The following is a 12,322-nucleotide window of genomic DNA, read 5'->3' as shown; positions in this document are numbered from 1 at the left end:
GGAATCCTAGGATACCAACAATTTCTTATTGGTAGCGGCTTCTCTCTCCATTTGCTCCTGATACTGATCGATTTTGTCGTTTAGATAGTTCTGCGCGCGGTACTTATCCACATTTTGCAGCTCCATGCGCAAGACATGCAGATGAGTGATCCCCTGACTGATTAAACGGTTCTTTTGTTCAGACAGGAAGACACCACCTTCTGGCGTATAAAGCACGTAACGGTTGTTGCGCGGCAGGAATACGTAAAGATTGAATTCCACGGGAACGTTCTCGCGCATTTCCTGAATTTTGATAGCTGCCATCTCTTCGTCGGCAGAGGCGGAAACCTCGGCTTTTACGTCGCTGCGCGGGAAGAAGGCCATGGCGACCTCGTTACCCTCATGCACGGATTTGCGCAAAAATTCAGCATACTCCACAGCCCATGCAGCAAACGGCACCTGTTTGATTTTGATCGGCATGGTTTCGTTGTGTTCCATGTTTTCGCCGTTTTCAGAAAGAAATTTAAACAGGCGAGTGCGAATCTGCTCAAAAAAATGAATATCGACCGTTAAGTGTTCAGCCATTGCCGCAACTAAGTATCCAGAAAATCGACCTGACTCTACCAGAATGCAGGCCACGTTCGTGGGTTGTTCGATGCTGTTTTTCTTTTCTGTGATAAAGCAGGATTTTTCCATGGCCTCGCGGGTGCCCTGCAAAATTAATGAAGACGGATCTTTAGCTACTTCATCAGCGATGACTTTGGAATTGCGTGGATTGTTTTTTCTGGCATCAGTTTCAAGAGGTGCCCACGTCGTTTCAGATTTTTTTCGATTTGAATAAGCACCGGGACCAGCATCACCATAGGGATCATAATTTGGATCGTTGGGATCCGATGAATCTGAACCCTGTGATCCTGATTGGGAGCCATTAAATCCAGGAGCACCGGTTGGATTTGTTCCATTTTGATTGAAGGGGTTTTGCGTTTCACCAGGGCCGTTTTGACCGTAACCATTGGTGTGTGGAGAACTCATTCCACCTGTGAACTGCGGATCATTGCCGTTCATTGCGCCGTTTTGTCCATTGGGGTAGCCACTTTGTGAACCCATTCCTGAACCATAGGCTCCTGGTTCTTGACCAGAGTTCGCTCCGCCCATGAACCCACCAAATCCATTGTCACCATTTCCACCCGCGATGCCGTTGGCGTTAGGATCTTGGGAGGTGGGAGGAATGTATCCAGCCATGCCGGGCTGAACTGCTGCGATCGAATCGGAATTAAGGCCCGAAGCAAAACTGTTGTTGGGACCACCGGCAACAGAGTTACCATCCAGTGCACCCATTAAATTTGCCAGAAAATTTTGTGTGGCAGCTCCACCATCGGCCGCGCCACCTTCACCGCCGCGAATGGCGATGACACCAGAACCATTGCCACCACCTTCCCAGCTGCGTTGGGCGGCTGCGGAAGCGGGATTTGCGGATTGATCTTTGAAGTATTTGTTAACCATCCTTTCAACGGCGGGGCCGGTGATGGGATGGTAAATTGCATAGCCAGAGTTGCAGTCATTTAAAACTTTCACCGAGTTCGCTGTGGAATGTTCAGCAAAAGCGATCACACAAACGGGGAAGGCCTGACTTAAAACTTTTGGGAGATTGCGAACTTTTTTGTTTGGATGATCAATACTGACCATGACGAATTGGGGCTGGTTTTGAACCAAAAAGACCATAGCCTCTTTAAGATTGTGGGTGCTTTTAATTTCCCAATCACGGTTCTTCAGAAAGTTTTCAACGGGAACAAGACTTTGTGGGTGCGACTTGATGATCAGCAATTTCCGCTTTTCTACCTGTTGTTCCATGTCACGTTCCTGTTAAAAAATTGTGAGACTTTCTTCTTAACGGGTTCCCCCCTGTAAACAAACAGTGGATAGATAATCTTTATGGGGTTAATTGCAAAGAGTTAATCAAGCTTTGGGATGCATAGTATGTATGTGGGATAGGGGGCTGGCCCTTTGTTTAGGTGTTGTAATCCAGATTCTCTTCACTCCCAACTCCCTTACAATATTCCTATGAAGAATCAACCACTGCACAGCACACACTTTTTTGTTCCCGAAGGTAAAAACCCAGAGAACATGTTCAAATGGAAAAAGATCAACTGCGAAATCAAGAATCGCAAAGGGGATATTTTCTTTCAGATGAAGAATGTCGAAGCCCCGGAAGGTTGGTCACAGCTGGCAGTGGAAATTGCTACAAGCAAATACTTCCGCAAATCCGGCGTTCCCCGCACCGTGCACGAAACTTCGGTGCGCCAGGTGGTAAACAGAGTGGTTGCTGGAATTTGCGGCTCGGCTCTGAAACAGGGTGGATACTTTAAAACAAAAAAAGACGCTGAAGTTTTTGGTCACGAGCTTAAATATATTTTACTATCCCAGCGCGCGGCCTTTAACAGTCCTGTCTGGTTTAATGCGGGATTGTTTGAAGCTTACAAGATTGTTTCTCCCAGTGAACATTTCGCCTTTGATGCTAAAAAGAAATCCATTCAGCCGACTAAGAATGCCTATGAACGTCCGCAGTGCTCTGCCTGTTTTATCCAAAGCGTGGAAGATTCCATTGATGGAATCTTTGAACTGGCAAAAAATGAAGCGCGACTTTTCAAATATGGTTCCGGAACCGGCAGTAACTTTTCCACTTTGCGCAGCAAGTATGAACCGTTGAACTCGGGTGGTCACAGCTCGGGTTTGATTTCATTTTTAGAAGTTCTGGATCGCGGGGCTGGAGCAATCAAATCCGGTGGCACCACACGACGGGCTGCTAAAATGGTGGTGGTCGATATTGATCATCCGGAAGTTTTGGATTTTATCGAATGGAAAATGAATGAAGAACAGAAGGCCAAACTTTTAATCCAGGCGGGTTTAAGCCCCGACTTTGAAGGTGAAGCATATAAAACTGTTTCGGGGCAGAATGCCAATAACTCGGTTCGCGTGACTGATCAATTTATGAAAGCCGTGCAAAAGCAGAGTCCTTGGAAGCTGCTTTCCCGGGTGACGGGGAAATCCCTGCGTGAAGTTCCGGCGGCAGAAGTTTGGAACAAAATCAATCACGCGGCCTGGGTGTGCGCGGATCCAGGGATTCAGTTTCACGATACGATCAACAAATGGCATACATGCCCCAATACGGATGAAATTCGTTCCAGCAATCCTTGCTCGGAATATATGTTTCTGGATGACTCTGCCTGCAATCTGGCGTCGATCAATCTGGTGAAATTTTTAAATCCAGATGGCAGTTTTGATTTTGAATCATTCATTCACACGGCGCGCACTTTGTTTGTCGCTCAGGAAGTGTTGGTGGATTATTCCAGTTATCCGACCGAAAAGATTGCGCAGAATTCCCATGATTATCGTCCTTTGGGTTTGGGCTATGCAAATCTGGGAAGCTTGTTGATGCGAAAAGGAATTCCCTATGACAGCGTCGAGGGACGTGCCTGGGCAGGGGCCCTGACGGCTCTGATGCACGGAGTGGCTTACCTAACCAGTGCTGAAATGGCCCGCGCCAAAGGTGCATTTGCAGGTTTTAAAAAGAATCGCGCGCCCATGCTTAAAGTGATGAAAATGCACGAGGCTGCTTTAAGCAAGATTGAATGGAAGTATCTGCCGGAAGGTTTAAATCAAGCGGCAAAAAACCTGTGGAAGGCTGTCGTGTTTAACGGTGGCAAACACGGTTTTAGAAACTCCCAGGCAACAGTGATTGCACCTACGGGAACCATTGGTCTTTTGATGGATTGTGATACCACGGGGATTGAACCGGACTTTTCATTGATCAAATTAAAAAAACTGGTAGGCGGCGGAGAAATCCAAATCGTCAATCAGTCGGTTAAGCCCGCATTGCAGAGTTTGGATTACGATGAAGCTTCAATTGATTCGATTTTGGCTTACGTTTCTGAAAACAACACTTTGGTGGGATGCCCTCAATTTAAGCAGGAGCATCTGGCGGTATTTGATTGTGCTAATGCGGCCCCGGGCGGCAGAGTTCTGTCTCCGGAAAGTCATATTACTATGATGGCGGCGGTTCAGCCGTTCATTAGTGGAGCGATTTCAAAAACCGTTAACTTACCGAACTCGGCAACAGAAGAGGACATCGGCGGTATTTACTTTAAATCCTGGGAGCTGGGGCTAAAGGCAGTGGCTGTTTACCGGGATGGTAGCAAGCTGAGTCAACCGCTGAATGTAAAGAAAAAGAACCCAGAAGCCGCTGTGGCCCCAAAATTCACTATGAAATGCCCTGAATGCGGGAGCGACACGGTGCTTACGAGTGGGTGCTTTCGTTGCCCGAACTGTGGAACCACTGTAGGTTGTTCCTAGTCGCCAAAGGCGGCTTTTTTTTGGAGATATTATGAGTAAGAAAGATATTTTTGGTGATGATGTTGATTCGGGAAAATCATTTGAGGATTTTGAAGCACTTTTTGCTGAATCCTCAGCAGGTGGTTTGAAGACTCGGGTTTCTGTGGGAGATCAGATTCGTGGGGAGATTCTTTCCATTGGTAAAGAAGAATCCTTTGTTTCCACAGGTACTCCGAACGACGGGATGATCTTCACTAAAGACCTTATGGATGAAAACAAGGAAGTTAAATATCACGTGGGTGATATGATTGACGTTGTGGTTTTGTCCACTAAGGGTGGCGAGATCCGTTTGGCTAAAAAAGGTGCGTTGAACGCTTCCACGGATTCTTTGGAAGACGCTTATGATATGGAATTACCGGTAACAGGTACTGTGACTGAAGCGGTGAACGGCGGTCTTCGTGTTAACATCCAGGGGAAGACGGCTTTCTGTCCGATCTCCCAAATTGATTCCCGTTTCGTTTCTGATGTTTCAGAATACGTGGGTCGCAAGTTTGATTTCCTGATCACTCAATTTGATAAACGCAACATCGTGGTTTCCCGTCGCAAACTTTTGGATCTGCAAAAAGCGGAATTCGAAGGCGCGTTCATGCAAAAGCATGAAGCAAGTGCGATCCTTGAAGGTCGTATCATGCGTCTGGAAAAGTTTGGTGCCTTTGTTGAGCTTGAGCAGGGTGTGGAAGGTTTGGTACACTTGTCTGAACTTAGCTGGTCCCGCGTGCACAGTCCGCAAGAGGTTGTGTCTGTTGGTCAAACAGTGACTGTGAAGCTTTTGAAAATCGAAGAAGTTGACGGCAAGTTGAAAATTTCTTTGTCTATGAAGCAAGCTGACGGTGACGGTAATCCTTGGAACTCGGTTCCAGCAAAATTCCCAGTGGGCACAGTGGTGAACGGCAAAGTTGAAAAGAAAGAGTCTTACGGCCTGTTCGTCAACATTGCTCCGGGCATCACGGGTCTATTGCCAAAATCCAAATGGCGCGATCATGTTGATGGTCAACAATTTGAAAACAAAAAACGCGGCGATGATATCGCTGTGCAAATTGATGAAATCAAATTCGAAGACAAAAAGATTTCCCTGGGCGTTCCAGGTGCGGGCGAAGATCATTCATGGAGAGCTCATCAACCGGCATCCGGCAGCGGATTTGGTTCCTTGGGTGATGCTTTGAAGGGCCTGACAATTAAGCCAAAGAAGTAATATCGAGCTCACATTATAGTTTAAAACGAATTAAAGCCCCTGCCAGTGTCTGGTGGGGGCTTTTTATTTTACCCGGGTGATATTGCTTTTGGAATAAAACCCGGGTAATATTGTTTTTATGGCATTCAACCCCAGAGAGGCACTACATGAGCTCTACCAACGATTTTATTAAACAGGAAAAGGCCACCTTCAGTCGCGATCAGTGGGTGATCATTGCGTTGCTGGCGTTTCTGCAATTCACCATCATTCTGGATTTCATGATTCTGTCGCCGTTGGGGGCGATTCTGATGCCGGCGATGAAAATTTCTCCCTCACAGTTCGGGATGGTGGTTTCAGGCTATGCCGTCAGTGCTGCGATCTCGGGTTTTCTGACTGCGGGTTTTGCTGACAAGTTTGATCGTAAAAAACTTCTGATGTTTTTTTACTGCGGATTTATTTTAGGGACATTGTTCTGTGCGCTGGCACCTAATTTTCCGCTGTTATTGGCAGCCCGTATCGTCACCGGACTTTTCGGGGGAGTCATTGGTTCCATCGTTTTTGCGATCATGACGGATTTGTTCCCGTTGCACCAACGGGGCCGCGTGATGGGTATTTTACAAACTGCCTTTGCTGCAAGCCAGGTCATGGGTCTTCCTTTGGGATTGTGGCTTTCCAGTAAGTGGGGATGGCATTCACCATTTCTGATGATCGTGGCGGTAAGTACTGCGGTGGGCTTTATCATTTGGGCAAAGCTTCCTTCAATTACAGCCCATTTGGCTTTACGAACCGAAAAAAAAGCCCTGACGCATTTGGTGAACACGGTGGCGACTCCCAAGTACGGCTTCGCTTTTATTTTGACGGGAATCTTGTCAATGGGTGGTTACATGATCATGCCGTTTGCAAGTGCTTACACTGTTCATAATTTGGGTATCGGGCTGGATAGCTTGCCATTGCTATACATGGTCACCGGCTGCGTATCTATTTTAGTGGGACCACTCGTTGGAAGAATCAGTGATGCGATTGGCGGTTATCCGACGTTCATTTTCGGTAGCATTGTGACAGCCGTGATGACAGTGATTTACACGAACCTGGGGTTGACTTCGTTACCAATGTTGATGCTGGTGAATTCGCTGATGTTCGTGGGGATTTTCTCGCGCATGATTCCTTCGCAAGCTTTGATGTCAGGAATTCCGGCACCTGCCAGTCGTGGGGCCTTCATGTCCATCAATGCGTCACTTCAGCAGTTGGCCGGGGGCTTGGGTTCGGTCGCTGCCGGGATGATCGTTTCTGAAGGTGCTGACGGCCGAATTCAACACTTTGAATATGTGGGCTACATCATGGTGGGATTCACGGTACTGACTGTTTACATGATGTACTTCATTAATCGCGATGTGATGGGATCACGAAATAAAACTGCGGGTCCCGGTGAACCTTCACTGGGACACTAAGGAGAATTTTATGGAACCAAGAGTGGATCGTACCTGCACCGCTTTTGCAGGAAGCAAAATGATCGCTTCGGGCGATTTGGTGGCGGTGGCTACCAAAGTAAAAAAATATCTAAAGGATAATGGAAAAGACAACGTCCTGATTTTCGACGACGTCACCAGTGTTCAGGTTGAACTTGATTTGCGCGGCACCGTTGAAGCTGTCAGCCGCCGCTACGAAGCTTTGGCAGAAGAAACAGAAGAAAAAAAATCAGGACCGGGGCGGCCTAAATTGGGAGTGGTTTCCAAAGAGGTGACCTTGCTTCCGCAACACTGGGAATGGCTCGCGCTACAACCGGGAGGCGCCTCCGTAACGCTTCGAAAGCTGATAGAGGATGCGAAAAAGAAAAACTTCGCCAAAGATCAGATTCGCCAGGCTCAGGATGCCGTTTACAAGTTCATGCACGCTATGGCCGGGGATTTTCCAAATTACGAGGAAGCCCTTCGCGCCATGTATGCCAACGACACTAAAAAGTTTAAAAAGATGATCGGCGATTGGCCGAAAGACATTCAGGAACACATTCTGAAAGTCGGCCGTGAGTTACTGGCGAACACGAAGTAATAAGGTAATTGTATTTATGAAGACGGGTGTTTTTACAATTGTCATTCTGATCGCATGTTACTTTTTCTATTCTTGGACTCGAACGGATCAAAAAAATACCGAGTTCAGCCAACGGATGGAAAGAAAAATCGCTCAGGTCAAAGAGCAAAACCGCGCCCAGATACAAAAGCGAGAAATCACCAAAGCAAATCAAAAATCAGACTTCAAGACTGCAAACGTGCCACAAGAGCAGTTTGACGAAATAAAAGTGCAAGAGGTTGTCGAAAGCTTTAACAAGCACGCGACAGGCATTACCAATGCATGGGATGCCTATAGAGTAAATTTGTACAAGCAGATTGGTCTCACTGACGATGATCTGAGGGAGCTGGATCTTATTTTAGAGCGCAGGACGGAACTGCTTACAGACTTTCAAAATGAATATCGTCGGTTGGGAACGGACCCTTCAAACAGCCAGATGCTTGAGCTATACAAGAAAGCGGAACAAGAAATGGATGAGGACGTACGACTCTTCCTGGGCGATAACAGATTTAACTATGTTAAAAGCGCCAGGTCGATTTTCAATCGAGCGTATTCACAACACTACCATATAAGTATCGAAACGCTTGGTTGGTAAAGACATCCCGGAATTTTCATTTGCCGCCAAGGTGGCGGTAAATCCTGGGTGCTTTCGCAAGGTCTTTGGACTCAGTGCCGAGGGATTTTTTGTGTGGTGTTCATTCGGACCTCCTTCAGAATTCCGGAAGTGAGTCCGTCCTAAAAGGTGACCTTGCGAAAGCAGAGTCACCTTTTGCATTTTTAGAGCCAGTGGTTTTGGTCGACGTATTTTGAATCAAAAACATTAGATCTTAGTCATCAAATTTTGGCAGTGCAATATGCGTAGACATCAGCTGCCGTCCTCTGAACAATGACCTTTAAGTATTTCTACAGGAGTCTAAATGAGTAAAATTGTATTTGCACTCGCGATCTCGTTACTTAGTTCAGTGTCTTTTGCTTCAGATGTTAATCATTGTATTAAGTTTGTAGGAAAATATTCGAGACAAATCGATAACAATGATACTTTTGGCTCTCAAGGCTTAAAGATTTCAGTGGATCCGTCTGCGACATCATTAGTGCTGACCTTCAACTCTGATACGGATCCAAGTCAATGGCGAGGATGGATTGAGTCTTACATTGCCGATGGATTAGTTCATGCGGGTGACGCTAATACCGGGAAAACGTACGTAGCCACTTGTTCTTCTGATGGAATTGCTATTAAGCGCGAAGGGCTGCTCATTAAGCCTTTAGTTACGCAAATAACTGTATCGGGAGATCAGCTGTACTATTTGAGTTTTGCTGAAGGAAGCGAATCCAGAGCTACCTTTATGAAATTAAAGAAAATCCAATAGCCCTGCATAAATGCCCAAACGGATAATTAAAAGGCGCTGGTTTAGTAGCCACGCCTTTTTTTAGGTTTGCAGATTTCTAACATACTTCAAAACCAAGATCGGTTCTACAGTGCATCCGTAAGTAGGACCTGGCACCTTTTAAAGATGACGAAGCCAGAAGACCATGGCCATTTCGGCAAAGTACTGGGCTCGGCGCTCGCGCATTGGCATGGCCTTATAGGGGGCGGTGATGGTGGTGTAGAATTTCTTTTTTCCGCGCTCAACACCAACCACGACCGAGTGTTCACCTTTCGGAGTGATACTCAGGCGAACCTGGGCTTCCGGATCCACGGCATGGCTTGAAAAACTCCAGGGCTTTTCAGTCATGAAGTCCCGCATAACCGGCATCAGGCGATTTATCAGAAACTGTCCCGTCGCAGAATCCAGCACGCCGACAGAAGAATAGCTCTTCAACGCCAACGACAGCATCAAAGGCACATCCTGCTGATCGCGAGTCACGGTGATGTGGCGTAAGGCTTCCGTCACACGCTCAACGTGCACGCGCATTTTTTCTTCCTGGGATTTATAAAAGGACATCTTCACTTCCACATAGGGAAGATGCACGCGGTAGCCTTTTTCAACGTTTACGTTCGCCAGGGCTTGCTCCACCAAGGTGGCCACATCAGATTCACCCATGCCGATCGTGTCCCAGTGGCGAGTGATGTAGGGATCTAAGCCTTCAACACTTTTTTCCAACCACGCTGCGATCTCACTTTTCCAAACGGCTTCGATTTCACGCGGTGGCCCGGGCAAAACGAAAATCTTTTTACCTTTGGCTTCAACAAAAAAAGCATTTGCTGTGCCCTCGGAGTTTTTTATTACCTTAGAGCCTTCTGGAAAATAGCACTGCTGGCGTTGAATTTCTTTAACGACATATCCGCGGGGTTCCAGGCGCTCTTTGATATGAATCCAGGAACCTTCATCCCATTTCAATTCCAAACCGGTCCACTCACTGATCAGTTCCCGGGTAAAGTCGTCAGAGGTGGGACCCAAACCACCGGTTACAAACATCAAGTCAGAGTACTGCCCACAATAGTCCAGGGCTTCAGAAATGAGTTTTCTCTCATCTGGAACCACGAGATGAAGTTTCGTGATAAGTCCCAGATTTTTCAGTTTTTCTGAAATCCATGCGGCGTTTTTATTCACTATTTGGCCATCAACCAATTCGGTTCCAATACCTAATACTGACGCGATCATGTGAGTCTCCTTTCAGAAGGTTAGGCCTCTGGCCTAATGGCGTCCAGATTCTTCCGAAAAGTGCCTGAAATTTGCTATTATTGCATAGCGTTACAGGCGCTAAGCCTTGCGGATTACACAGGGTTTTCCTAGATTCGCTACTCTATATATGTAGGAGCTACCATGTCCTTTAACTGGAAAGAATTCGACCTTTACAATCCCACACCTGAGCACAGCATGTTGCGTGAAACGGTTAACGCTTTCACCAAAGCTGAAGTCGAACCTCAAGCTCACGAGTATGATCGTTCAGAAAAATTCAATCTTGAGTTGTTCAAAAAAGTTGGCGAGCTAGGCTTGTTGGGTATCACAGTGCCAGAGCAATTTGGTGGAGCTGGGATGGACGCAACGGCTGCTGCCATCGTTCATGAAGAGTTGTCTGCATCAGATCCAGGTTTCGCATTGGCTTACCTTGCGCACTCGATGCTTTGTGTGAACAACATCGCCGTGAACGGCAGTGATGAACAACGTCTGCGTGTTTTGCCAAAACTTTGTTCTGGCGAATGGGTGGGCTCCATGTCCATGTCTGAACCTGCAATTGGTACAGACGTATTGGGAATGCAGACTCGCGCAGTTAAAAAAGGCAATGAGTGGATCTTGAATGGTCGCAAGATGTGGATCACAAACGGTACCATTGACGAAAACAACACGCCTTGCGATTTAACATTGGTATATGCAAAGACCGGCGAAAAGCACGGTCGCGCAATGATCTCTACATTCTTGGTTGAAAAAGACCATAAAGGTTTCGAAGTTGGTCAAAAGATCAAAGACAAACTGGGTATGCGTGGTTCGAATACAGCAGAACTGGTTTTCCAGGACTGCCACGTTCCTGAATCGGCATTGATCGGTCATGAAGGTGACTCCATGTTGCACATGATGCGCAACCTTGAAATCGAACGTCTGACTTTGGCGGCAATGAGCTTGGGGATCGCACGCAGATCTATCGAGATCATGAACCGCTACGCGACTGAGCGTGAGGCATTCGGTAAATCCCTAAATCACTTTGGTCAAATGCAGCGCTACATCGCTGACAGCTATGCGGAATACAAATCAGCGCGCGCGTATGTTTACGAAACAGCCCGCCGCATGGATTTGAATAAAGAAGGAAACCGTCTGGATTCTGACGGTGTAAAACTTGTCGCTACAACAATGGCGAAAAACGTGGCTGACCGAGCGATCCAGGTTTTGGGTGGTTATGGCTACGTGGGCGAGTACGTTGTTGAAAGACTATGGAGAGACGCGAAGTTGCTTGAGATCGGTGGCGGAACTTTGGAAGCGCACCAAAAAAATATCACTCGCGACTTGGCTAAAAATCCCGAGTCTTTGTACAAGTAGGCAGGTCTATGTTTCCCTACGGTCCTGAGATCGAGATCAATGCGAATCTAAAAATCAATTACAAAGTGGTTCTGGAGAAACTGGGACCACTTTTAACTTCGGATCGTTTGCAAAAAATCGATCGCGTGGTTTCCCAAAGAAATTTCGATACAGCCGTGGTTCTGGAAAGCATTTATGATCGCGGAAACATTTCTGCAGTCATGAGATCAGCCGAAGGTTTGGGCTTTGGTAATTTTCACGTCATTGAAACTCAGGAAAAATTCAAGGAATCAGCTCGCGTGACCCAAGGGGCTGACAAATGGGTGGAAGTTAAAAAATGGCAGAACACCTCGGACTGTGTAAAGAATCTGAAATCCCAAGGTTATAAAATCTATGTCACTCATCTGGATGCACGTTCAAAACCTCTGCATGAGGTGGACTTTTCCGGTAAGACCGCACTGGTGCTGGGAAACGAAAAAAACGGTGTCAGTCCCGAAATGGTCGCAGCTGCTGACGAGTGTATTATCATTCCGATGACAGGCTTCGTACAAAGCTTCAATATTTCTGTGGCAGGCGCCCTTAGCCTTTATCATATCTCCCAAGATCGCATGAAGCGTGGTGGAGGCAATGCCTCCTTAACAAATGAGGAGCAGGATATTCTGCGTGCTTACTACTATTTGCGCACCCAGGATTCGGGCTTTCAATATCTTGAAGAACTTTTTGCAAGAGGGCAGATTAAGGCTTAAGCTTCCCTTATAGGGAGGAC

10 protein-coding genes are annotated in these 12,322 nt (G+C 46.7%); 8 read left to right on the top strand and 2 right to left on the bottom strand.

Translation table 11 applies throughout. From position 1 onward, the window contains the following. Positions 1-6: 6 nt before the first annotated feature. Positions 7-1,830, bottom strand: a complete 1,824-nt coding sequence (locus ACLWNV_RS12795; RefSeq protein WP_413584832.1) for a hypothetical protein — start codon at positions 1,828-1,830, stop codon at positions 7-9. Between the two features lie 210 nt (positions 1,831-2,040). Between ACLWNV_RS12795 and ACLWNV_RS12790 the strand changes: the two genes are divergently transcribed. The 6 genes from ACLWNV_RS12790 to ACLWNV_RS12765 all read left to right on the top strand — a co-directional run bounded on the left by ACLWNV_RS12790 (position 2,041) and on the right by ACLWNV_RS12765 (position 8,970). Then, positions 2,041-4,329, top strand: coding sequence for a vitamin B12-dependent ribonucleotide reductase (locus ACLWNV_RS12790; protein WP_413584831.1), 2,289 nt, complete (start codon positions 2,041-2,043; stop codon positions 4,327-4,329). Between the two features lie 31 nt (positions 4,330-4,360). Next, positions 4,361-5,560, top strand: coding sequence for a S1 RNA-binding domain-containing protein (locus ACLWNV_RS12785; RefSeq protein WP_413584830.1), 1,200 nt, complete (start codon positions 4,361-4,363; stop codon positions 5,558-5,560). Positions 5,561-5,706: 146 nt separating this feature from the next. Next, entirely contained in the window at positions 5,707-6,987 is a 1,281-nt protein-coding gene (locus tag ACLWNV_RS12780) for an MFS transporter (protein ID WP_413584829.1), read from the top strand. Positions 6,988-6,997: 10 nt separating this feature from the next. Further along, positions 6,998-7,585, top strand: a complete 588-nt coding sequence (locus ACLWNV_RS12775) for a DUF2239 family protein (protein WP_413584828.1) — start codon at positions 6,998-7,000, stop codon at positions 7,583-7,585. A 16-nt stretch (positions 7,586-7,601) separates the two neighbouring features. Next, positions 7,602-8,198: a hypothetical protein gene (locus tag ACLWNV_RS12770; protein ID WP_413584827.1), complete on the top strand. Its 597-nt coding sequence runs from the start codon at positions 7,602-7,604 to the stop codon at positions 8,196-8,198. 322 nt (positions 8,199-8,520) lie between these two features. Next, entirely contained in the window at positions 8,521-8,970 is a 450-nt protein-coding gene (locus tag ACLWNV_RS12765; RefSeq protein WP_413584826.1) for a hypothetical protein, read from the top strand. A 138-nt stretch (positions 8,971-9,108) separates the two neighbouring features. Here the strand turns inward: ACLWNV_RS12765 and ACLWNV_RS12760 are convergent, their stop codons facing one another. Next, positions 9,109-10,206, bottom strand: a complete 1,098-nt coding sequence (locus ACLWNV_RS12760) for a competence/damage-inducible protein A (RefSeq protein WP_413584825.1) — start codon at positions 10,204-10,206, stop codon at positions 9,109-9,111. 162 nt (positions 10,207-10,368) lie between these two features. Here ACLWNV_RS12760 and ACLWNV_RS12755 point away from each other — a divergent pair, with 162 nt between their 5' ends. Together ACLWNV_RS12755 and ACLWNV_RS12750 are read left to right on the top strand one after the other, a co-directional pair. Then, positions 10,369-11,577, top strand: a complete 1,209-nt coding sequence (locus ACLWNV_RS12755; protein WP_413584824.1) for an acyl-CoA dehydrogenase family protein — start codon at positions 10,369-10,371, stop codon at positions 11,575-11,577. 8 nt (positions 11,578-11,585) lie between these two features. Next, the gene (locus tag ACLWNV_RS12750) at positions 11,586-12,302 is read left to right on the top strand and encodes a TrmH family RNA methyltransferase (protein ID WP_413584823.1); all 717 of its coding nucleotides are present in this window, start codon (positions 11,586-11,588) and stop codon (positions 12,300-12,302) included. Positions 12,303-12,322 lie beyond the last annotated feature (20 nt).

Origin of the sequence: Bdellovibrio sp. HCB274 (genome assembly GCF_047306075.1) — a bacterium.
Classification (GTDB): domain Bacteria; phylum Bdellovibrionota; class Bdellovibrionia; order Bdellovibrionales; family Bdellovibrionaceae; genus Bdellovibrio.
Note: the sequence above shows the minus strand (reverse complement) of the source record. Positions and strands in the feature narration are given on the sequence as shown.